The organism is Xanthomonas sp. 3793, from assembly GCF_024806835.1.
GTDB classification, from domain to species: domain Bacteria; phylum Pseudomonadota; class Gammaproteobacteria; order Xanthomonadales; family Xanthomonadaceae; genus Xanthomonas; species Xanthomonas arboricola_F.
Genome location: NZ_JANTYU010000002.1, coordinates 350720 through 373072 on the forward strand (window position 1 = coordinate 350720; position 22353 = coordinate 373072).

A 22353-nucleotide genomic window follows, 5' to 3' on the forward strand; every position below is an offset into this window, starting at 1 on the left:
CGACCGATCAAAAGACATCGCGCCAGCCAAATGCTCGGCGCCATCGATGTCCGAGTGAGAAAGCAGCAGCAGGAATGCGCGGTTGCATCCATTCCTGCGCCGCCGCAGCCTGGCCGATTCCCGAATCCCGAATCCCGAATCCCGAATCCCGAATCCCGAATCCCGAATCCCGAATCCCGAATCCCGAGCCAGCGTCGCGCATCCTGAGACCAACGCCGACTATCCTGTCGCTCCAGAAGCGATTGGTTAACTGACGATGGCGAAGGCGAAGACGGCCTATGTCTGCGGCGAGTGCGGCGCCGAATACAACAAGTGGCAGGGACAATGCACCGAGTGCGGAGTGTGGAATACGCTCAGCGAAATCTTGCTGGAAAGCGCCACGCCCGGCGGCAAGGCCTCGCCTGCGGCCTCGCGCCGCACCGGTTGGGCCGGCAAGGCCGAGGCGCCCAAGATCACCGCGCTCAAGGATGTGCAGCAATCCGAGCAGGCGCGCGTGTCCACCGGCATCGGCGAGTTCGATCGCGTGCTGGGTGGTGGGCTGGTCGAAGGTGCGGTGGTGTTGATCGGTGGCGACCCCGGCATCGGCAAATCCACGTTGTTGTTGCAGGCGCTGGCCAGCATGGCGAGCACCTTGCCGGTGTTGTATGTGACCGGCGAGGAATCGCTGGCGCAGGTGGCAGGGCGCGCGGTGCGGCTGGATCTGCCGTTGGAGGGCTTGAACGCGCTGGCCGAAACCGGCATCGAAAACATCCTGCAGCACGCCAGCGTGGCGCGCCCGAAGCTGATCGTGGCCGACTCGGTCCAGACGCTGTGGACCGAGTCGTTGACCGCGGCGCCGGGTTCGGTCAGCCAGGTGCGCGAGAGCGCGGCGCGGCTGGTGCGCTACGCCAAGGAGACCGGTACCGCGGTGTTCCTGGTTGGCCATGTGACCAAGGAAGGCGGCATCGCCGGCCCGCGCGTGCTGGAACACATGGTCGATGCGGTGCTGTACTTCGAAGGCGAAAGCGGTAGCCGCTTTCGCCTGTTGCGCGCGTTCAAGAACCGCTTCGGTGCGGTCAACGAACTGGGCGTGTTCGCGATGGGCGAGAAGGGCCTCAAGGAGGTCTCCAACCCGTCGGCGATCTTCCTGTCTGGCGGCAGCACCCAGCAGCCCGGCAGCTGCGTGATGGTCACCCGTGAAGGCACCCGGCCGTTGATGGTGGAGGTGCAGGCGCTGGTGGACGCCTCGCCGCTGTCCAATCCGCGGCGCGTGGCGGTGGGCCTGGAGCAGAACCGGCTGGCGATGTTGCTGGCGGTGCTGCACCGCCATGGCGGCATCGTGGTGGGCGATCAGGACGTGTTCGTCAACGTGGTCGGCGGCATTCGCGTGCAGGAGACCGCGGCCGACCTGCCGGTGTTGCTGGCAGTGTTGTCCTCGCTGCGCGACCGGCCGTTGTCCGAGAAGACGATCGCCTTCGGCGAGGTCGGGTTGTCCGGCGAGATCCGTCCGGTGCCCAATGGCGAGGATCGCTTGAAGGAAGCTGCCACGCATGGCTTCAAACGCGCGATCGTGCCGCGTGCCAATGCACCGAAGACGGCCAGCATCAAGGGGATGGAGATCATCGCGGTGGAGCGGCTGAGCCAGGCGCTGGAGGCCGCGGCCGACTGAGGCATGCGTTGCTGCGTGGGGACTGGCAGGGCAGACGACCCGGCCGAGCTGGCCGTTGGGCCTATCCGCAGGCGGCCCTGCCCAATATCGCCATCGCCCGATGGGCTTTGCCTGCGCAGGCAACCGCCTGTCGGCTGGTGGCAGCAATCTGGATTCGGGTGTGAAGAAAGCGTTTTCACCAGAGTGCGGCTATGGCACCATGCGCGGCCCGTTGCACTGTGCACCGGATCACAGACACCGCCGATTGCTCGAACTGGAGAACCACGATGGAATGGATGTTGTTGCCGCTCAAGCGTTACGCCGACTTTGAAGGTCGCTCGCGTCGCAAGGAATACTGGATGTTCATATTGATGCAGGTGATCGTTCTGGCGGTGCTGGGCATCATGTTCGGTATTGCGGCGGCGGTGATGGGAGGCGAGAACGGCCCTGGTCCGCTGGCCTGGGTGGTCGTTGCCATCATGGCGATCTTCGTGCTGGCGCTGATCGTCCCCAGCATTGCGGTGACCGTGCGCCGGCTGCATGACCAGGACAAGTCGGGCTGGTTCTATCTGATCAGCTTCGTGCCTTACGTCGGCGGTTTTATCGTGCTCGTGTTCATGTGCCTGGAAGGCACCCCGGGCCCGAACCAGTACGGCGAGAGCCCGAAGCAGTAATCGCCTCGCACGATGTAGGTTGAACGATGGCGCAGGAGTTTCCTGCGCCATCGTCGTTTATGCGATTTGGAGCGGCTGGCAACCCCCAGGGTGCGGTGTCGCGTGCACTGTCTTCCGCGTTGCGCGCGTGTTACCTGCCGATGCCGGGACGGCGGCTCATGGCCACACATCCACCGCATGGCGGATCGAGTACGCCGCAGCCGAATGATCACGGCAACGCGTGCTGCGTTAGCAGCACGCCTGCTCCTGCCTGGCGGCTACGCCGTCGCTCTGGTGGCGCTGTTGAATTTTTGCAGTGGCGAGATGCGCGGGCGCAGCGCCCTCATCGCAATCGGTTGTACGGGTGCCTGTTCAGGCCTCCCTTGCTCGCCCAAAGGGAATCAGAAAGTTTCCGAAGATCGCAAGGTGTTTCGACCTGCGGTTGCGTCACTCGGCATCGTGCGTGAACAGCCGATCTGCCCGGACTTCATATTCGCAGCCTGAGCCACTGCCGATCTCATCGTTGGTCGATTCAACTTGGTTTGGTCGAACAACACAGTTTGAAATGACTTAATACAACGATTCAAACACCTTGAAACCGGCGAGTGGGGGCGGGCGCATGGCGCCATGGCAAGCCGATGCAGGCCGCCAGCGTCACGATCCGCCATGCACGTACCTCGATAAGTGCATGGCGCGGGTCTGATCCAGAATCAGCGCTCAGCAGGCGGCCGCGCGATGTCCGGCGCTCGGGCTTGCGCTTTTGCCCGGCGCCAGCGGGTCCTTGCCCTGTAACGCGAGCTCCAGCTTGTAGCCATGCGAATACACGGTTCTGATGCGGACCACGCCGCTGTGGTTGCACAGCTGCAATTTCTTGCGCAGCTTGTAGATGTGCTGCTCCATGGTGCGGTCGGTGAACTCGGTGTGGCTGCCCCAGACCGCTTTGGCGAGCTGGCAGCGGCGGAAACAGACCCCGGGGCTGGAAAACAGCAGCCAGGCGATCGAGAACTCGCGCGCGGTGAGCACGATCGGCTTGCCATGCAGGTAAACCGTGTTTTCTTCGCGGATCAGCTGGTACGGGCCGACGGTGAGGTGTTGCGACTCCTGGCAGGCCTCCGGGGCGGGGGAGATCGCCAATGCCGCTCGCACCTGAAGTTCGCACGAGTTGAATGGGAGCGCTAACACTTCCTGCGCGCCGGCCTGGTACCAGGCCAGGATGTCGTCGGGGCAGTCGAACCGCCCCAGCACGATCAGCGGCGTGGGATGGCCGCTGTGGCAGCGGTGCCAGGCCAGGACCGAGCTGTCGTCGGAGGCGACGCAGCTTGCATCGAAGATCAGCAGGTCGCAGGGCGAATGCCGCAAGTTGCGCAACAACTCCAGCTCATCGGAAAACACCGCCAATTTGGGTGCTAGTGAGGCCAGGCTCGCGTTGACCTGCGATGTCAGGCGCGCGTCCTGCGTCAACAGGAACGCCGCTCCGTGCTTGCCGGGAGAAGGGGTGTGCATCATCCGGCCTTCCCGTGACGGCACACGTACCAGTCATGCGTGGGATGCCGGTGACGGGCGGCAGGCGCCGCTACAAAATCCACAGATAGAGATAAGTGCATCGCCATACCATCCGGCTGCGAAAGGGGGGAGGGTCTGACCGAGGTCAGGCGAATGGTATGTACCATTCCAGCGGCAGAAAGTTTCACTGCTGCGTACTTTTCTTCGGGTTTGGGTGGGTACGCTTTAACTCGCGCTCATCTATACGCAACGCAGCTCTTACGTCTTGGGCATGCGGGCGCGCATCCACGCATATCCTTGGCGTATTGCCCGGACATGTCTGTCCGGGCGATACGCAGAAATTGGTTGGAAAGGTCTAGACCAAGGTATTGCGATTACGACGAATGCTGCCTCCGCAAGGAATAGGTCCGGCGAGCAGGTAACACAAAAGTTACTTTGGTTATGAGCGGGACGTGTGTGCAGCAACGTGGCCACGTCCCGTCCAGCGCTCGCGCAGCAATCGGAGCAAACACCCAAAAATCTGCGATCAACGCGTGCGTTGGCAGATGTTGCGCGAAGGCACCGCGTTGCCTGGTCGTGCCGCAACCGCAACCAGCGTCCAGGCGTTAAGTAATGTCCATCGCTGGACACTACGTGCGCTTTGCAAAAAAGAATCCCGCATATGCAAAACGCACGGCGGACGCGCTGGAAGACAGAGTGAGGTTTTTTGATTTTTGCGGTGTGCGCAGGTGAGAATTTCCATTGGATCCGCTGCATACAATCGTTTGCGCCAGCCAGACCGGCGCATTGTTTGTTTTTTGCTCGTCCCCCTCAGAGAGAGCCCGGCATGATCCTTTCAACCTACTTCGCAGCGATTTCTGCGTTGTCTTACGCAGATCGTCTTCCTACCTATACAAGCAGGATGCTGGTTGGTGCCTGGCCGCAAGGTCTGCAACATCTTCAACAACGTCGCGATGGCCAGGCAACACCGGACGGCCCCGACGACGAGGTCAGCCTGCTGGGAGCCAGCGGCGATGCCTTGCTGATTCTCGAATACCAGGAAGAAGCCGAAGACGCCTACCGCCACGCATTGAAGGCAATGCGCGGCCATCAGCGGCAGCTTCGGCTGTTGTCGTGCCGCAATACCGCCTGGCTGATGCTGAGCCAGCGGCGTTTGAGCGCGGCGCTGAACTGCTTTGCGCAGCTTGCGATGGACCGCGACACGCCGGCCTGCCTGTGTGGCGAAGGTCTGCTGGGCAAGGCGCTGACCCACTTTCACCTCGGCCAGAGCACCCTGGCCCTGCAGACGCTGGAACGTGCGCGTGAAGCGCTATCCGAGCTGGAAACCGGCGCCTCCGACTGGCTGCGCATCGCCACCGCGCTGCGTCTGGACATGATTGCGCAGCTGCGTATCCGTCGCGCCGACCGCATGAGCGACCATGTCTTCTGGCAGGCTACGCTGCGCCAGGAAGATGCCGCGCATGCGTTCGAGCCCAGCGAACTGCGTGCCTGCATCGCCGATCTGGCCGAAAGCATGCCGGTACTGGCGCAGCGCATGCGGCATGTGCGCAACCTGTTGCGGATCGCTGGCGGCGACACCTTCGGGTTCGACGCGCAGATCGATGCGCTGCCGGCCGCGGCAACCGGTTGCCCGCCGTGCGCGCGCCAGGATGCGCAGGTGGAGCTGGCGCTGGCTGCACTGGCGGTCGGTCGCGCCGATCTGGCCGAGCGTGCCCTGGCCGGTGCCGGCCGGCATCATGCGCCGCGCTGGAACCTGGAGTTCGAGTACTGCCAGGCCAAGATCAGCCAGGCGCTGGGCCGTACCGAGCAGGCCTTGCTGCTGTACAACCGCTACGCATTGGGCGCCGTGCAATGCCTGCGCAGCGAAGTGCAGGCACCGCGTCTGCTGGAAAGCGGCACCCCGGCGCACGTCAGCGACGATATCTCCGCGCGCCTGCCGGCCAAGTACCGCCGTGCCTACGGGTACATGATCACCAATGCGCACCGTTCGGACCTGTCGATCAACGAAGTGGCTGCGCAGATCGGCGTGACCGGGCGCGCGTTGCAGCAGGCATTCAAGTCGGCCACAGGGCTGTCGCCGACCCAGGTGCTGCGGCGTTACCGCATGCAGAGCATCCGCGACGAGTTGCTGGCCGAAGGCGGCTGCGGCAGCGTGTTGCAGGCGGCCAGCCGCTGGGGCGTTGGCAGCCGTTCAGCGCTGGCCAAAGGGTACCGCCAGCATTTCAACGAGGCACCGATGGAAACCCTGCAACGCTAGTCGACAGCGCCACCGCCCGGCATGCATGCCGGGCGGTGGCGCATCGTTTCCGACGGCACATGTCAGGCGCAGTCCGCTGCGCGTATGCGCCTGTATACGCGCCAGCGCAGGAGCCAAAGTGAGACGTGCGTGCAGGATGGCTTGCGGCTATCCTTGCCGGCTCGCACTGCCACCCAGGAGGCGCGTCCGAGGATGGGCGTGGCCGCCAAGGAAACGACGACGATCATGCAAGATCACATCTCCGAGGCGACGGACGCCTCACAGATCCGCCGCGCCGGCGTCGATCTCAACGGACTGATGTCCGTCCTCAGCAAACATCTGTATTCCACTCCAGTGGTCGCCCTGCGCGAGCTGGTGCAGAACGCGCACGACTCGATCCTGCGACGCCGCCTGGAACAGCCCGATTGGCAAGGCGAATCGTGCATTCATGTCTATGCCGATCCCGCCCAGGGCATCGTGCGCATCACCGATACCGGTGCCGGGCTCACCCAGCAGGAAATCCACGATTTTCTGGCCACCGTTGGTGTGGGGTACACCCGTGGGCTGCGTCAGGGAGGGCACGAAGACAGCGGTCTGATCGGGATGTTCGGGTTGGGGTTTTTGTCGGCATTCGTGCTGGCGCGACGCGTCACCGTGCGTACCGCCTCGTACCAGAATCCGACACTGGCCCATTGCTACATCTCCAGCAATGCCGAGCAATACACGGTCAGCCCGATCCCGGCGCGTGCGCAGGTCGGCACCGAGGTGGTGCTGGAGCTGCACGATCAATATCTGGCGTTGGCGCAGGACGCGCGCCTGCACGAGATCCTGTCGCGCTACTGCGCGTTGTTGCGCGAGCCGATCCGGGTCGGTGCCGATGCGCAGCCGATCAATCCCGAGCCGCCGCCGTGGCGCATGGACGATGCGGTGCCGTTGCATCCGGTGCAGGCATGGCGTCGGCAGCGCGAGTTTGCGGCGCGCTTCGAACGGAATTTCGAGCCGCTGTGCTGCATGCCGGTGCGTGCCGCCGACGGCAGCGATGCGGTCGGCCTGTTGTGGGTGCAGGACGGCGCCACCTACGGCACCAGCGATAACCGCAATCTATCGGTGTTCCTGCGCGGCATGTTGCTGGACGACAATGCGCGCGAGTTGTTGCCGCCGTGGGCGGGTTTCATCGGCGGGGTGATCGAATCCAACCGGTTGACGCCGACCGCGAGCCGCGAGGATCTGCAGCGCGATGCGGTGTACAGCTCGGTGCAGCACGCCTTGTCCGAAGCGCTGGTGCAGGGCCTGGCGGACGTGGCGCGGCAACAGCCCGAAGCGTGGCGCCGCATCCTGCTGCGGCATAACGAAGCCTTGCTGGGCGCGGCGCTGTGCGATGAGCGCCTGTTCGACCTGCTGTTGGAACATGTGCGCGTGCCGACCTCGCAGGGCGACTTGCCGGCGCAGCAGTTGCCGGCGCGTGGCGCGGTGCATGTGATCCTGGATAGCGACAGCGGTTTCGAAGAAATGCTGTTCCGCGCGATGGGCGTGCCGGTCGCTTACGGAAACCGCTACGCGGTGGTGCCGTTCCTGCGTCGCTGGGCGCAGGCCAAGGGCGTGCGCCTGGTGGAGCTGGGCACCGAGCACGGCAACCGCCAGTTGTTCCATCTCGACACCCTGCCGGCCGACGAACTGGCGTGGCTGGAGCAGCATCTGGGCGATGGCGAGGCACTGGTGCCGGCGCGGTTCAGCCCCGAAGAACTGCCGCTGGTGGTGGTGCCCGACCGCGAGGCCGAACTCAAGCGTCGGCTGGAGCAGGACGACAACGACAAGCGGGTGTCCACTGCAGCGCTGCGGCTGGCGCGGCAGTTCACCGCGCGTATCGAAGCGCGTCAGACCCAGCGGCTGTATCTCAACCTCGACAATCCTGCACTGCAGGCATTGCTGGCCGCACAGCGTGCGGGCAACCCGCAAGCCGCGGTCGCTGCACGCTTGCTGCGCTCGCTCAAGGTGATCGTGTCTGCGCAGGGGCGCGCGCAGCCGCAGGCCGGCGGCGCCGAGTCGGGCGGTTCGGATCTCAACAAGGCGTTCGGCGATTTTGCCGACGCCGTGACCCAATTGCTGGCGCGCTGAGCGCTGCATTCAAGGAACAACGTAATGGAAATCTGGAACTGGGTTGAAAAACTGCAGGACGATCTGGGCGAAGCCGGGCAGCCGCAGAACGCGCAGCTGCTGACGCGCCTGACCGACCATATCTGCGATCTGCAGATCGAACGTGCCGAAGCGCTGCTGCCCGAGGCGCGCGCGCTGGGCAAGACGCTGGCCAACCCCTGGCTGGAAGTGTTCGTCGGCCATTGGGAAATGCGCAACCGGGTCGGCAATCTGTGCGAAGGCGAGCGCGCGCTGGGCGATGCGGTGGCGCTGTTCGAGCGCGCGCACCGTGCCGATGCGGTGGAGTGCCCGCAATCGGTGTGCGTCACCCAGGATCTGGCCGCCTGCTACGCCAATATCGATGGCCCAGGCTGGGTGGAAGAGCGCATCGAGGTCTGCGATGAAACCCTGGGCCGCATCGATCCGAGTTGGTCGTGCTACCAATGCCTGAGCTGCGAAAAGGCCGATGCCTTGCTCGACGATGGTCGCGGCGACGCCGCGCTGAGCTATCTGGAGCAGCAGTCGCAGACCATCGTGGCGCACGGCGGCCAGATCTACGACGGTGTGCCGGACATGCGGATCTCGATCCTGCTGTCGCTGGGGCGGGCAACCGATGCCCTGGCGCTGATCGAACAGCGCGAAGCCGAGGCCGCACGCGAGGGTGCGGAGTGGGCCAACTGCAGTCAGCCGCGCCGCCTGCAGAAGGCGCGCGCGCTGGCGCTGTTGCAACGCGACGAAGAAGCCATGGATGCGTTGCTGCCGTGGCGCGAGGTGGCGCCGCGCTATCGCCTGCACTGGTTGCGCGCGGTGGCGGTGCTGGCCTCGCGCGCACCCGAGCGCAATACCTGGGACCTGGGCAGCCGCCTGCAGGTCATGCTGGATCATTACGCGCAGGTCGGTGCGCATCGCATCCTGATCGAGGCTGCCGAGCTCGCGATCGATCTGGCGCTGCAGCGCGGTGCGGTGTGGACGGCACGCCGGCATCTGGCGCTGGCGCGTGCGCATGTGTCCAAGTTGCGGCAGGACCGTGGCGCCACGCAGGCGCTGGACGGTTGGGCTGCGCGCATCGCATCCGCATCGGCGGGCGAGGATGCACCGGTCGCTGCCGCACAGTTGCTGGAATGGTTGAACGCGCAGGGCGACGATGTGGTGCGCAATCCCGAGCGCGAAGCGCAATGGTTGCTGCAGGCGGTGGCCGAGCGTCCGGACGATGCCGAGTTGGTCGATACCGCGGCGTCCGCATTGAGTGCCTGCGCGGCGGACGAGCAGGCGATTGCGCTGCTGTGGGCCTTCGTGGAGCGGCATGCCGATCGCGAAACCAGCCCCACCTTCCGCCTGATGAATCTGTTGCTGGCCCGGGGCGATGACGCGGGCGTGCGCCGGCTGGCGTTGCTGTATCGGCCGCAGGTGCCGGTGGCGGCGCTGTGGTGCGAGGCCCAGCTTGCGCAGCGGTTGGCCGATTGGCCGGCGCTGGAGCAGGCATGCACGTCGCTGCTGGATCTCTCCCCAGGCTCGCACGGTGCGCGCGGGCTGCTGGCGCGCATGTACCTCAATACCGGCCGTTTTGCCGAGGCGGCCGATGTCTACCGCCAACTGATCGCGCTGATGGACGAGCCGCGCTCGGCGCATTGGGATCTCATGACCGCCGCCAGTGCCGCGCAGGACTGGGATGCGGTGCGTACCTCTGCTGCCGCGATCGGCATGGAACTGAGCAGCGCCAGTGGCGTTGTCGAAGAAGACTGGGGCTGGGTGATCGTGCGGTGTGTGGACGATGGCGACGTTGCCGAGTACTACGCGCGCCGCACCGGCCCGGTGACCGCGCGCATCATCGAAAACGCACCGGCCCATCGCCGTCAGCATGTGGGCGACTGGGTGGTGTTCGATGCGGATCTGTTGTATCCGGCACCGGAGGACGAGGCCGAGCGTGCGCGCTTCGTGCCGACCTATGCGCAGGTGCATGTGCTGCAAGCCGGCGGTTTTGGCAGCAGCTGGCTGGTGGACGGCGTGCATCCCGGCGACGAGGTGATCGAGGCGATGCGTGCCGACATGGAGACGCGCGGCTGGAAGATGTGGCTGCACAGTCGCGACGACTATCGCGTGGTCGACCCGGATCATCCGGATGCGTTCGATCCGGAGGATGCAACATCCGGGCTGCCGGGCGTGTTGTTCACTGTGGCGCTTCCTGAAAACGTCGCCCCGCAGGAACTGCATCGCGTGCTGCGATGCACGACCTCGCGCTGGTCGCATCCGATGTGCTGGCTGCGGCTGGCCGAAGCCTGCGAGCAGGACACGCGTCCGCATCTGGAAGCGGTGGAGCGTTACGGGCTCTAGAACAGCGAGCAAAACGACTGCGCTCACCGCCAGGTGGGCGCGGCCGCTGCTCGGTGCGGCATGTACCCCGCATACATCCGGTTGCTCTGCGCCGTCCGCAGCCAGCTGACGACCACTCGCCAACTTTTGTCAGTCGTTGTTGGAGCGGCGTGGCGTCGTAACGATCGGTACGGCGATTGGCGTGCTGTTTCGCATGCCATCGGTGCGGTCTGCGGAGAAGTACCAGGCTGCCTTCGTTCCCGCGCGTGCAGCGATCGTGGTGGGCTGGGCCCGTCCTTGCTTGAGCGCAACGTTGCCGCGCGCGGCAACGTTGCAGTCCGTGTCCGCTCAGCTGCGACTGCCGTACCGCTCCAGCCAATGCGCGTACGACGGCGGCAGCACCCAGGACGGACGCGCTTGTTGCAGTGCCAGTGCCGCCTGGTACGGCCAATGCGGGTTGGCCAGGTGCGCGCGTCCGACCATCACCAGCTCCATTTGCCCGTCGGCGACGACGCGGTTGGCCTCGATGGGGTCGTCGATGTTCCAGGACGAGGCGACCGGCAATTGCGCCTCGCGGCTGACGCGTTCGGCGATCGGTGCCAGCAGCGCCGGGCCCCATGGAATCTGCGCATTCGGTGTGCTGAAGCCCATGCTTACGTTCAACAGATCCAGGCCGCTGCGTTTGAACTCGCGCGTCAGGTCGATCGCCTCGGCCAGGGTTTGTTCGTCGCGGCCGTCGAACTCGATGACACCGAAGCGTGCGGTCAGCGGCAGATGTTCCGGCCACACCGCACGCACGGCCTGCAGCGTTTCCAGCAGAAAGCGCGCGCGGCCTTCGGCATTGCCACCGTAACCATCCTGGCGGTGGTTGGCGTGCACCGAGAAGAAACTCTGCGCCAGATAGCCATGGGCAAAATGCAGTTCCAGCCACTGGAAGCCGGCATCGCGCGCGCGCTGCGCGGCGGCGACAAAATCGCCACGCACGCGGGCGATGTCGTCCAGTGTCATCTCGCGCGGCAGTTTGCCAAGACCGCCGCCGAAGGCGACCGCGGACGGTGACAGGGTGTCCCAGCCGCGCGCATCGCCATCGGCGATATGGTCGTCGCCTTCCCACGGTGTGTTGGCGCTGGCCTTGCGACCGGCATGCCCGATCTGGATGCCGGGCACCGCGCCTGCCGCGCTGATCGATGCGGCGATGCGGGCCAGCCCCTCGGCCTGCGCGTCATTCCACAGGCCCAGACATCCTGGGGTGATGCGCCCTTCGGGCGACACGCCGGTCGCCTCGACGATGACCAGCCCGGCACCACCGCGCGCCATGCCGGCGTAGTGGACCTGATGCCAGTCGTTGCTGAATCCGTCGACGGCAGTGTATTGGCACATCGGCGGGATCGCGATGCGATTGCGCAGCGAGACGTCCTTGAGGTGGTACGGCGTAAAAAGCGACGACATGGCGGGGCGGGAACCTTGGGAAAATTGGTTGGCGATCAGACCACGTCGGCGGCCGTATCAAAACACTGCCGGTGGCACACCGCGTTGCAGCGGCCTGGCGCGCGCACCGTCGAGGCCGGTGGCGCTTGCTTGAGTAAGACGGCGTGGTGGGGGGGGCAGAAGCGCAAGGGCAGGTGCGCAGCGCACGCTTTCCAATGCGCCTTGTCGCGCACGCAAGACCGGTGCGACAACGCGTGGCGACCATGGCAGTGCCGCGGCATGCAGCGTGCAAGAGACCTGCATGCGCCGTTGCCGGCGCACCTGCCAGCAATCAATCACTTGCGCGCAGTCCCCGCCTGCGAAATCCCGACCAACAACTGCCCACACCCAATACCCCACACCCAATACCCCACACCCAATACCCCACACCCAATACCCCACACCCGATTCCCGATTCCCCATTCCCCATTCCCCATTCCCCATTCCCCACCACGTGTCCCGGCGCACGTTCGGTGCGTGCGCTGCAATGTCAAACTGCGGGCGGCAACGTCCTCTGACCGCTACAGGTTGGGTTGCTGGTTGCCGAAACTGAATTGCTTTACTCTCCTACGCATCGGCGTGGGGGCGCCGCGTCGGTCCAGGCGCAGTCCAGCCCGCATGCCAGCTTCTTTTATTCATTTCTTTGGCGGGTGATCTCATGGTGGCACTGCAGCAGCGCTCGATCGACGCGATCCGTGGCCAGGAAGCGGCGTTGTTGGCCGCGTGGCTGGGCTCAGGCCTCGGCAACGATGCGCGTATCTCCCGGCAGGATCAGCAGGCCCAGGGTGCGGACTTTTTGCGGCTGCTGGCCGCCTCGTTGAAGGACGATGGCAGCAGTCTGGACAGCGCCGAGTGGAGCGAGGTCCGTCGCTTCCTGGAAAACCTGTCGCGCGACCGCGCCACCCGCGGCTTCGATTCGCAGGAAACCGCCAACTTCATTTTCTCGCTCAAGCGCGTGCTGTTCGAGCTGGTGCAGCGCGAATACGCCAGTACTCCGGAAGACCTCGCGCAGCAGTTGTGGGCGCTGTCCGAGCTGCTGGACCGTCTGGGCCTGTACACCGTCAAGGCGTTTCAGAAGACCCGCGAAGACATCATCGCGCGCCAGCAGGAAGAGATGCTGGAGCTGTCCACCCCGGTGGTCAAACTCTGGGACGGCGTGCTGGCGCTGCCGATGATCGGCACGCTGGATTCGCAACGCACCCAGGTGGTGATGGAGTCGCTGCTGCAGCGCATCGTCGATACCGGCTCGGAGATCGCCATCATCGACATCACCGGCGTGCCCACCGTGGACACGCTGGTTGCGCAGCATTTGCTCAAGACCGTCACCGCGATCCGGCTGATGGGCGCCGATGCCATCATCAGCGGCGTGCGCCCGCAGATTGCGCAGACCATCGTCCATCTGGGGCTGGATCTGCAGGGCATCGTGACCAAGGCCAACCTGGCCGACGCACTGGCGCTGGCGCTCAAGCGCACCGGGCTGACCGTGAGCAAGGCGCTCTGACATGGAGCGCATCCCGATCCTGCGGATGGGCAACCTGTTGCTGGTCACCATCCAGGTGGACATGCACGACCAGCTCGCGCTGCAGCTGCAGGAAGACCTGTCGGAAAAGATCAGCGTCACCTCCGCGCGTGGCGTGCTGATCGACATCTCCGCACTGGATATCGTCGACTCGTTCATCGGCCGCATGATCAGCACCATCTCCGGGCTGGCGACGCTGATGGGTGCCCGCACCGTGGTGGTGGGCATGCAACCGGCGGTGGCGATCACCCTGGTGGAACTGGGGTTGACCTTGCCGTCGGTGCGCACGGCGCTGGACGTCGAACGCGGCATGCGGCTGTTGCAGCAACCCGACACCGCATCATGACCACCGGCTCGCAACCGGTCCGCACCGAGCAGGACGTGGTGCTGGCGCGACAGACCGTGCGCAAGCTGGTCGTGCAGTGCGGCCTGCGTCTGGTCGACCAGACCAAGCTGGTCACTGCGGCCAGCGAGCTGGCGCGCAACACCGTGATCTACGGCGGCGGCGGCGACATGGACTGGGCGCTGGTGGAAAGCGGCATCCGCAAGGGCGTGCAGCTGACCTTCCGCGACGAAGGCCCGGGCATCCCCAATCTGGATCTTGCGCTGACCGATGGCTGGACCTCCGGTAGCGGGCTGGGGCTGGGCCTGTCCGGCAGCCGGCGTCTGGTCGACGATTTCACGCTGGACACTGCGGCCGGCAAGGGCACGCGCATCACCATCACTAAATGGAAGTGAATGTTGCCGGCGCACTCACCCAGGTCATCCGCGTCGAAGAAGTGACACAGGTGGGGCAGGTGCGCCGCGATGCGGTGGCGCTTGCGCAGGCCAATGGGTTCGACGAAGGCGCTTGCGGCCGCGTTGCGCTGGTCGCGACCGAGCTGTGTACCAACCTGCTCAACCATGGCGGCGGCGGGCAGATTCAGCTTTGCCGCGTGGCCGGCAGCGCTGGCATCGGCGTGGAGCTGTGCGCGCTCGACCAGGGCCCGGGCTTCGTGCTCGCCGATTGCCTGCCCGACGGCTACTCCACCGGCAGCACGCCCGGCAATGGTCTGGGCGCGGTGCGACGGCAGGCGGCGCTGCTGGATGCGTATTCGGATCATGCCGGTACGATGGTGCTGGCGCGGGTCTATGCCGATGCAGGCGCCGCGTCCGATCTGCCGTACGGCGCCATCCGGCTGCCGCTGCACAGCGAAGCGGTCTGCGGCGATGCCTGGCATCTGGCGATCGATGCGCAACACGTCACCGTCACCATGATCGATGGCCTGGGCCACGGTCCGGGCGCGGCCGATGCTGCCGATGCCGGCACGCGCGCTGCGGCCGCTGCCAGCGGCGAACCCGACGAACGTCTCTTGCGGCTGCATGCCGGCATGTCCGGCAGCCGGGGCGGCGCGGCCGCGGTGATGCAGTTCGACGGCAGCAGCGGGCACGTGCGCTTTGCCGGCGTCGGCAATGTCGCCGCAGCCTTGTGCGATGGCGATGGTGTGCGCGGCATGCCCTCGCATCCGGGCATCGTCGGCGTGCAGTGTCGCAGGGCCAAGCCGTTCGATTTTCCGCAGGCGTCGGGCAAGCTGCTGGTCATGCATAGCGACGGCCTGCAGACGCGCTGGAACCTGCGCGATCACGCCGGGCTGTTGTCGCGCCATCCACGCATCATTGCGGGCGTGCTATTGCGCGATTACGCGCGCGGCCGCGACGATGCCTGCGTCTTCGTCATGCGCCTGGGAGCCATGCAATGAACGCATCCGATGCAGTACCGGGCAGCGATCCGATGAGCGAACTGGCGAGCCTGCGCGAGCAGAACCAGGCGCTGCGCGAGGAGTTGGACGAAACCAACCAGGGCGTCCTGGCGTTGTACGCCGAACTCGACCAGCAGGCCGAACAGCTGCGCGAGGTATCCGAGCTCAAGAGCCGCTTCCTGTCGTACATGAGCCACGAGTTCCGTACCCCGCTAGGCTCGATCCTGAGCATTACCCGGCTGCTGGAAGACGGTATGGACGGGCCGCTCAACGACGAGCAACTCAAGCAGGTGCGCTTTGTCAGCGCATCGGCGCGCGAGCTCACCGAGATGGTGGACGACCTGCTGGACCTGGCCAAGATCGAGGCCGGCCGCATCACCATTTCGCCGGGCTGGTTCGACCTGATGGACCTGTTTGCGGCGTTGCGCGGCATGTTTCGCCCGCTCACCGACGTGGGCACCACCACCTTGATCTTCGAAGACCCGCCGGTGCTGCCGATGCTGTACACCGACGACAAAAAGCTGGCCCAGATCCTGCGCAACTTCATTTCCAACGCGCTCAAGTTCACCCCGCAGGGCCATGTGCGCGTCCTGGCGCAGATGGAAGGCGACGACCACGTGCGCTTCAGCGTGCAGGACACCGGCATCGGGATCGCGCCCGAACTTCACGAGACCTTGTTCGAGGATTTCGTACAGGTGGACTCGCCGCTGCAGAAGCGCCTGACCGGCACCGGCCTGGGCCTGTCGATCTGCAAGCGGTTCGCCGAACTGCTGGGCGGGCGGGTCGGCATCAACAGCGTGGTGGGGCAGGGGTCGGAATTTTTCGTCGTGCTGCCGGTGACCCTGGCAGCGGAGAAGGCACTTGGGCAGTAAGCAGCACATTCTGGTCGTCGACGACAACGCGGTGACGCGCTATTCGGTGCGACGTGTGCTCGAGCACCACCGCTTCGTGGTCGAGGAAGCCGGCACCGGCACCGAAGGCCTGGCCAAGCTGGCAGCGCAGGCGTTCGCGGCGGTGGTGCTGGACGTCAATCTGCCTGACATGAGCGGCTTCGACATCGTGCGCAGCCTGCGCGCCGAGCCGCGCACTGCGTTGCTGCCGGTGGTGCACGTGTCGGCGGCTTCGATCGCCACCGGCGACATGATCACCGGGCTTGATGCCGGCGCCGATGCCTACCTGATCCACCCGGTGGATCCGAACGTGCTGGTCGCCACGCTGCGCACGCTGTTGCGCGCGCGCAATGCCGAAGAAGCGTTGCGGCTCAGCGAGGCACGTTTCCGCGAGATCTTCGAGCACATCAGCGCGCCGATCGCAGTGGTCGATGCCGCCTTGCACACGCATGAACTCAACGCGGCGTTCCAGCGCCTGATCGGCGATGCCACGCCGGGTGAAGCGATCCACGCTGCGGGGCTGGATCAGACGGCCACCGTGCAGGCGCTGACCGGCGCACTGGCGCAGCGCGAGCGCTGGAGCGGCACGCTGTCGATCCTGCGCGATGGCAAGCTGTGCGAAACCGAATGGCGGGTGTCGCCGTACCGCGAGCCGGACCTGGGCCTGCTGATGGTGGAGGACGTCACCGAGCGGCGCCTGCGCGAGCGCGAGCAGCGTCAGGAACTGGATACCGCCACCACCGAGCTGGCGCACCAGATCGCCGAGCGCCAGCGCACCGAAATCCAGCTGTTGCAGGCGCAAAAGATGGAAGCGCTGGGCAAGCTCACCGGCGGCATCGCGCACGACTTCAACAACCTGCTGACCAGCATCATTTCCGGCCTGGACATGATCCAGCTGGCGGTGGAATCCAACCGCATCGAGCGCGTGCCGCGCCTGGCCGAAATTGCCACCGGCTCGGCGCATCGGGCAGCGGCGCTGACCCAGCGCATGCTCGCGTTTGCGCGCAAGCAATCGCTGGATGCGCAGCCGTTCGACGTCAATCTGCGCGTGCGCTCGCTGGAAGACATGCTGCAACGCTCGATCGGGGAGAACATCGCCCTGGAGCTGGAGCTTGCCGATGCCTCGCTGGTGGCGGTTGCCGATGCCAACCAGCTCGAGAACGTGGTGCTCAACCTGGTGATCAATGCCCGCGATGCATTACGCGGGCATGGCACCATCTGCGTGCAGACCGCCGCCTACGTCGCGCTCAACGACCCGGAACTGGACGATGGAGAGTATGTCGCGGTCAATGTGATCGACAACGGCAGCGGCATCGAGCCGGCCATCCTCAATCAGGTGTTCGAGCCGTTTTTCACCACCAAACCCATCGGCGAAGGCACCGGCCTGGGGTTGTCGATGACCTACGGCTTTGCACGCCAGTCCGGAGGTACCGCGCGCATCACCAGCCAGATCGGCCAGGGCACCACGGTGACGTTGCTGCTGCCGCGCGGGCTGTCGGCGAGCGAGGTGCCGCCGGCACCGTCGCCGACGACGCAACGCGCGCGCAACGCGCGCATCCTGCTGGTGGACGACACCGACGTGGTGCGCATGATGGTCAGCGAGGTGCTCAGCGACGCCGGATATCAGGTGATCGAAGCCGAAGACGCCATCGGCGCGCTGGAGCAGTTGCGCACCGATCTGCAGATCGACCTGGTGGTGTCCGATGTCGGCCTGCCGGGCATGAACGGGCGCGACATGGCCGATGTGGCGCGTACGCTGCTTCCGGGGCTGCCGATCCTGTTCATCACCGGCTACGCCGAAAACGCGGTCACACGGCAGGAATTTCTGGCCGACGGCATGGCCTTGCTGCCCAAGCCCTTCAGCCTCAACGATTTGCTCAATACCGTCGGGCAGATGCTCGACAGCAGCGTGCTGGCGCGCGCTTAGGAAGCATTGGTTCGATTGCCCGGCAGTGCGGTGTACGCGCGCCGGCAGTCAACGCGAGTACGCGTACGGCCCGAACGTGGCGCCCAGAAAACCGCCGGCCGTCTCGGTGCTGAGCAGCAGGGCGTCGCCCTGTTCGAGCAGCGTCTGCCACTGACCGTTGCCTACCGCGAAATCCACATGCACGCGCGCGCCGTCCAGCGCAAAGCGCAGCTGCACCGGTTGGGTCGCATCGGGCAGCGGCGCACGTGCCAGCACGGTGCCGGTGCCGGGGTCCTGCAGGCCTGCGCGGCGATACAACACGACAGCGGCGCCGGCCTCGTCGCGCACCAGCATGGCCGCCAGGAAGTGGCTTTCCTTGGCCACCATCGCAAGGCCTGCCTGCTCGCCGATTGCCAGCGCGCTGCCATCGACAGTGGCCGCCAGCGTGGCGTGGTGATGCTGCAGGCGATGGCCCAGATACGCGGGTTGACCGCGGCCGATATCGCCCAGCGCCACCTGCGAGGGGGTGATGCGCAGACCCTGCGGGCCGGGCAGGTACCACGGCTGGGTAGGCGGGTGGAAGGTCATCCATTGCATCGGCACGCGCGCCTGTTGAAAGCGCTCGCTCCATTGCATCGGGCCGCTGGTGGGCAGGGCCTGGGTGCCGGTAGGCAGTGCGGAGCGCGTGGCGATCGGCGGCACGGCGCTGCCATGCGGCAATACCTGCGGCCAGCCGTCGCGCCATTGCACCGGCAATAGAAAGGTTTCGCGGCCAAGCGCGTAGTGGTTGCCCTGATACGGGCGTGTGCCCAGGAACACCGCCCACCACGTGCCGTCCTGGAGCTCGACGAACTGTGCATGCCCGGTCGAGGTGATCGGTGCGCTGCGGCTCGGGTCCAGGTCGCGCTGGGTCAGTACCGGGTTACCGCTCCAGGGCTCGTAGGGGCCGGTGATCTGGCGGCTGCGGTAGATCATCTGCGCATGCTGCTCGCCGGTGCCGCCTTCGGCTGCGGTGAGGTAATAGTAGCCGTCGCGGCGGAATAGATGCGGGCCCTCGATATGTTCGGGATTGGTGGCCGGTTGAAAGCCCGAGTCCACGATCACCTGACGTGTGCCGACCAGCGTCATGCGGGTCAGATCCAGCTGCTGCAGCCAGATGGCGCGGTGTCCGTCGTAGCGCAGCTTGCCGGCCGGCACGTCGTTGTTGACCAGCCAGGCGCTGCCGTCGTCGTCGAAGAACAGCGACGGGTCGATGCCCTTGGCGTCGAGCCAGATCGGGTCGGACCACGGACCGGCCGGATCGGTGGCGGTGATCAGGAAGTTGCCGCCGTCGCAGTAGAAACAGGTGTTGGCAATGTAGAAGGTGCCGTCGTGGTGGCTGATGCTGGCGGCGAACAGGCCGCGGGTCAGCTCGTCGCGGCCGTAGTCGATCTGGTCGGGGCGATCGATCGCATTGCCGATCTGGGTCCAGTGCACCAGGTCGCTGCTCTTGAACACCGGCAGGCCGGGAAAGTAGCCGAACGTGGAGTTGACCAGATAGAAGTCGTCGCCGACCCGGACCGCGGACGGGTCCGGATAAAACCCGGCCAGCACCGGATTGCGGTACTGCGTCTCGGTCGGCAACGCGCCGCCGTCATCGCCCTGGTAATCCACCTGGGTGATCAGCGCGCTGCCGGCATGGGCCAGCTGGCAACTCACGGCGGCCATCAGGCCCAGTATCCATCCGACTCGTTTCACGACAGGTTCCCCGATACGCGTCCACTGGCCTGGCGCCAGCCTCGCGGCAGCATGACAGCTCTGCGCCTGGCACGGCATGACGTTTTGCCATGCCGCAGGCGCGTGCTGGCATGGCTGTGCGCAACGCAGCCTCTGGGCGCGGATCGGTGCGCCTGCCACTTCGCTGCAACATTGCTGACATATCGTGCGCGCGGCGCCATGCTGCGCCTCCTGCTGGCAGGCCCGTGCCGCACGGACTCATCTTCGCGTCTTCATCCAAGGATCAACCCGCATGTCGTTGTACTCGTCTGTCTCTCCGTCGCTGACGTCCGCTGTTGCGCATCTGTATGCACGTGCACCGCAACGCACGCCGCTGGCACGCGCCTGCGCCGGTCTGCTGCTCGCTTCGATGGCCGCTGCCGCATCGGCCCAGCAGGCGCCGGCCAGCCAGGGCGAGGGCAGCCCCACCGCGCTGGACGCGGTCACCGTCACCGCCGAGCACCGCGAGCAGAACCTGCAGGAGGTGCCGGTGTCGGTGGGCGTGGTGCAGGGCGCGGCGATGCGGCAGTACACCGCCGGCGGCGACGACACCTTGCTGGCGCTGTCCGGCCGCGTGCCGGGCTTCTACGCCGAGACCACCACTGGGCGCATCTTTCCGCGCTTCTATATCCGCGGCCTGGGCAACATCGACTTCTATCTCGGCGCGTCGCAGCCGGTGTCCATCATCCAGGACGACGTGGTGCTGGAGCACGTGGTGCTCAAGTCCAACCCCGTCTACGACGTGGATCAGGTCGAAGTGCTGCGCGGCCCGCAGGGCACCCTGTTCGGCCGCAACACCACCGCCGGCATCGTCAAGTTCGACACGGTCAAGCCGGGCGACACCTATACCGGTCGCGTCGATGCCAGCTACGGCAGCTACAACACCATGTCGCTGGACGGCGGCTTTGGCGGGCCGATCAACGATGTGCTGTCGTTCCGCGTGTCGGCCCTGTACCAGCACCGCGACGACTGGGTGGACAATACCTTTGCCGGCAGCAGCGCCGATGGCACGCGCACCCCGCGCAAGGACACGATGGGCGGCTACAACGACCGCAATGCGCGCCTGCAGGTGCTGCTCAAGCCCAACGATGCGTTCTCGCTGCTGGGCTCGGTGCACACCCGCGACTACGACGGCACCTCCACGTTGTTCCTGCGCAATGCAGTGACGCGCGGCAGCGACAAGGTCGACGTGCCGCGCGACCGCGTGGCCTACGACGAGGCCAACAACAACCCGCAGGCCTACAAGACCGATGGCGGCTCGATCAAGGCGATCTACGACTTCGGCGGCGTGTCGCTGACCTCCATCACCGCCTACGAAACCACCTCCGGCTACAGCCGTGGCGATACCGATGGCGGCGCGGCGGCCAATTACCCGGTCAACGGCGTGCCGAACGGCTTCGGCCAGTCGATGGGGCAGATCCGCGACCTGGATCAATACACCCAGGAGCTGCGTCTGGCCAGCGAAGGCGACGACGCACTGCAATGGCAAGTGGGCGCGTTCTACTTCGATGGCCGCGACACCACCGACTTCTATCAGCGTGCGTATTTCCTGCGCACCGCCGCGCGCAACCCCAACAACTGGGTGCGGCTGCGTAACACCAATACCTCATGGGCCGGCTTCGGTCAGCTCAGCTACAAGGCCACCGATGCGCTCACCTTGACCGCCGGTCTGCGCCAGACCAAGGACAGCAAGGAGACCTGCCTGCTCAAGACCGCCGATACCGCCGCCGGTGCGGTGACCTATCGCGGCCGTCGCGATGTGCGCATGTCCGACACCCAGCCCAGCTGGGACCTGAGCGCGATGTATGAACTCAACCCGGACCTGAGCGTGTATGCACGCGTGGCACGCGGTTTCCGCGGCCCCACCATCCAGGGCCGCAGCGCGGTGTTCAATTCGGACTTCACCACCGCCGATTCGGAAACCATCCTGTCCTGGGAAGCCGGCATCAAGAGCAGCCTGTTCGACAACCGGCTGCGCCTGAATGTCAGCGGCTTCACCTACACCGTCGACGACATCCAGCTCAACGGCAACGATTCGGACGGCAACGGCGTGCTGTTCAATGCCGACAAGGCCAAGGCCTACGGTCTGGAAGCGGACCTGGACTGGCGCCCGATCTCCAACCTGTCGCTGACCGCCGGCCTGAGCCTGCTGCACAGCGAAATCCAGGACAGGCGCGTGTTTGCGCAGGCCTGCGCGCTCAATGGCGTGGTGGTGTGCACGGTCAACGACCCGACCATCCGCGTCGGTGCCAACACCTTTGCGCAGATCGACGGCAACCCGCTGCCCAACGCGCCCAAGTACAACCTCAACCTGGCCGCGCGCTACGACATCCCGATGGGCAACGATGGCGCGTTCTTCGTTTCCACCGACTGGAACAAGCAGGGCGAAACCAGCTTCGTGCTGTACGACTCCACCGAGTTCCGCGCCGACGGCAACTTCGAAGGCGGCCTCAAGCTGGGCTACACCGGTGGTTATGGCGCGTGGGAAGTGGCGGCATTCGCGCGCAACATCACCAACGAAAAGAACGTCAAGGGTGTGATCGAAAACTACATGGCGGCGGTCTATAACGAGCCGCGCATCGTGGGCGTGTCGGTCAACGTCAACTGGCAGTAAC

Annotated in this window: 15 protein-coding genes and 1 other RNA gene; 13 read left to right on the forward strand and 3 right to left on the reverse strand. The window is 65.7% G+C overall.

The genetic code is table 11. From position 1 onward, the window contains the following. Positions 1-256: 256 nt before the first annotated feature. Entirely contained in the window at positions 257-1648 is a 1392-nt protein-coding gene (radA, locus tag FHY18_RS07820) for a DNA repair protein RadA (protein ID WP_259153256.1), read from the forward strand. A 266-nt stretch (positions 1649-1914) separates the two neighbouring features. After that, entirely contained in the window at positions 1915-2301 is a 387-nt protein-coding gene (locus tag FHY18_RS07825; RefSeq protein WP_259153257.1) for a DUF805 domain-containing protein, read from the forward strand. Between the two features lie 696 nt (positions 2302-2997). Here FHY18_RS07825 and FHY18_RS07830 read toward each other — a convergent pair. Then, positions 2998-3783, reverse strand: coding sequence for a response regulator transcription factor (locus FHY18_RS07830; RefSeq protein ID WP_259153970.1), 786 nt, complete (start codon positions 3781-3783; stop codon positions 2998-3000). A 901-nt stretch (positions 3784-4684) separates the two neighbouring features. Here FHY18_RS07830 and FHY18_RS07835 point away from each other — a divergent pair. The 4 genes from FHY18_RS07835 to FHY18_RS07850 all read left to right on the forward strand — a co-directional run bounded on the left by FHY18_RS07835 (position 4685) and on the right by FHY18_RS07850 (position 10618). Then, on the forward strand, positions 4685-6040 hold the full coding sequence (locus FHY18_RS07835) for a helix-turn-helix transcriptional regulator (protein ID WP_259153971.1): 1356 nt from the start codon (positions 4685-4687) through the stop codon (positions 6038-6040). Positions 6041-6265: 225 nt separating this feature from the next. Then, the gene (locus FHY18_RS07840; protein WP_259153258.1) at positions 6266-8134 is read left to right on the forward strand and encodes an ATP-binding protein; all 1869 of its coding nucleotides are present in this window, start codon (positions 6266-6268) and stop codon (positions 8132-8134) included. A gap of 24 nt (positions 8135-8158) precedes the next feature. Further along, positions 8159-10483, forward strand: coding sequence for a tetratricopeptide repeat protein (locus FHY18_RS07845; RefSeq protein ID WP_259153259.1), 2325 nt, complete (start codon positions 8159-8161; stop codon positions 10481-10483). A 60-nt stretch (positions 10484-10543) separates the two neighbouring features. Continuing rightward, positions 10544-10618, forward strand: a non-coding RNA gene (locus tag FHY18_RS07850) — sX9 sRNA. Between the two features lie 192 nt (positions 10619-10810). Here FHY18_RS07850 and FHY18_RS07855 read toward each other — a convergent pair. Continuing rightward, on the reverse strand, positions 10811-11911 hold the full coding sequence (locus FHY18_RS07855; RefSeq protein WP_259153260.1) for an NADH:flavin oxidoreductase/NADH oxidase: 1101 nt from the start codon (positions 11909-11911) through the stop codon (positions 10811-10813). A 676-nt stretch (positions 11912-12587) separates the two neighbouring features. Here FHY18_RS07855 and FHY18_RS07860 point away from each other — a divergent pair. The 6 genes from FHY18_RS07860 to FHY18_RS07885 are packed head-to-tail and all read left to right on the forward strand — an operon-like array spanning position 12588 to position 18004. Then, positions 12588-13430, forward strand: a complete 843-nt coding sequence (locus FHY18_RS07860; RefSeq protein WP_104611490.1) for an STAS domain-containing protein — start codon at positions 12588-12590, stop codon at positions 13428-13430. A 1-nt stretch (position 13431) separates the two neighbouring features. Beyond that, positions 13432-13794: an STAS domain-containing protein gene (locus FHY18_RS07865; RefSeq protein WP_104611489.1), complete on the forward strand. Its 363-nt coding sequence runs from the start codon at positions 13432-13434 to the stop codon at positions 13792-13794. Further along, positions 13791-14186, forward strand: coding sequence for an ATP-binding protein (locus tag FHY18_RS07870; protein WP_259153261.1), 396 nt, complete (start codon positions 13791-13793; stop codon positions 14184-14186). The genes FHY18_RS07865 and FHY18_RS07870 overlap by 4 nt, the downstream gene beginning before the upstream one ends. Further along, entirely contained in the window at positions 14177-15187 is a 1011-nt protein-coding gene (locus FHY18_RS07875) for an ATP-binding protein (protein ID WP_259153262.1), read from the forward strand. The genes FHY18_RS07870 and FHY18_RS07875 overlap by 10 nt, the downstream gene beginning before the upstream one ends. Continuing rightward, complete coding sequence (locus FHY18_RS07880; RefSeq protein WP_259153263.1) at positions 15184-16059, forward strand: ATP-binding protein; 876 nt, start codon at positions 15184-15186, stop codon at positions 16057-16059. Before FHY18_RS07875 ends, FHY18_RS07880 begins: the two co-directional genes overlap by 4 nt. Then, positions 16049-18004, forward strand: coding sequence for a response regulator (locus FHY18_RS07885; protein ID WP_259153264.1), 1956 nt, complete (start codon positions 16049-16051; stop codon positions 18002-18004). Before FHY18_RS07880 ends, FHY18_RS07885 begins: the two co-directional genes overlap by 11 nt. A 48-nt stretch (positions 18005-18052) precedes the next feature. Here FHY18_RS07885 and FHY18_RS07890 read toward each other — a convergent pair whose 3' ends face one another. After that, entirely contained in the window at positions 18053-19690 is a 1638-nt protein-coding gene (locus tag FHY18_RS07890) for a glycoside hydrolase family 43 protein (RefSeq protein ID WP_259153973.1), read from the reverse strand. A gap of 301 nt (positions 19691-19991) precedes the next feature. On the opposite strand from FHY18_RS07890, the gene FHY18_RS07895 reads away from it, so the two are divergent. Further along, positions 19992-22352 carry a TonB-dependent receptor gene (locus FHY18_RS07895; RefSeq protein ID WP_259153265.1) on the forward strand — a complete coding sequence of 787 codons (2361 nt, stop codon included), beginning with the start codon at positions 19992-19994 and terminating at the stop codon, positions 22350-22352. Position 22353 lies beyond the last annotated feature (1 nt).

Excerpts from the sequence above, each read along its gene's own strand:
- FHY18_RS07895 (WP_259153265.1), top strand. The coding sequence starts at position 19,992 with ATGTCGTTGTACTCGTCTGTCTCTCCGTCGCTGACGTCCGCTGTTGCG.
- FHY18_RS07875 (WP_259153262.1), top strand. The coding sequence starts at position 14,177 with ATGGAAGTGAATGTTGCCGGCGCACTCACCCAGGTCATCCGCGTCGAA.
- radA (WP_259153256.1), top strand. The coding sequence starts at position 257 with ATGGCGAAGGCGAAGACGGCCTATGTCTGCGGCGAGTGCGGCGCCGAA.
- FHY18_RS07880 (WP_259153263.1), top strand. The coding sequence starts at position 15,184 with ATGAACGCATCCGATGCAGTACCGGGCAGCGATCCGATGAGCGAACTG.
- FHY18_RS07840 (WP_259153258.1), top strand. The coding sequence starts at position 6,266 with ATGCAAGATCACATCTCCGAGGCGACGGACGCCTCACAGATCCGCCGC.
- FHY18_RS07865 (WP_104611489.1), top strand. The coding sequence starts at position 13,432 with ATGGAGCGCATCCCGATCCTGCGGATGGGCAACCTGTTGCTGGTCACC.
- FHY18_RS07870 (WP_259153261.1), top strand. The coding sequence starts at position 13,791 with ATGACCACCGGCTCGCAACCGGTCCGCACCGAGCAGGACGTGGTGCTG.
- FHY18_RS07845 (WP_259153259.1), top strand. The coding sequence starts at position 8,159 with ATGGAAATCTGGAACTGGGTTGAAAAACTGCAGGACGATCTGGGCGAA.
- FHY18_RS07855 (WP_259153260.1), bottom strand. The coding sequence starts at position 11,911 with ATGTCGTCGCTTTTTACGCCGTACCACCTCAAGGACGTCTCGCTGCGC.
- FHY18_RS07860 (WP_104611490.1), top strand. The coding sequence starts at position 12,588 with ATGGTGGCACTGCAGCAGCGCTCGATCGACGCGATCCGTGGCCAGGAA.
- FHY18_RS07825 (WP_259153257.1), top strand. The coding sequence starts at position 1,915 with ATGGAATGGATGTTGTTGCCGCTCAAGCGTTACGCCGACTTTGAAGGT.
- FHY18_RS07835 (WP_259153971.1), top strand. The coding sequence starts at position 4,685 with ATGCTGGTTGGTGCCTGGCCGCAAGGTCTGCAACATCTTCAACAACGT.
- FHY18_RS07830 (WP_259153970.1), bottom strand. The coding sequence starts at position 3,783 with ATGCACACCCCTTCTCCCGGCAAGCACGGAGCGGCGTTCCTGTTGACG.
- FHY18_RS07890 (WP_259153973.1), bottom strand. The coding sequence starts at position 19,690 with ATGGCCGCCGTGAGTTGCCAGCTGGCCCATGCCGGCAGCGCGCTGATC.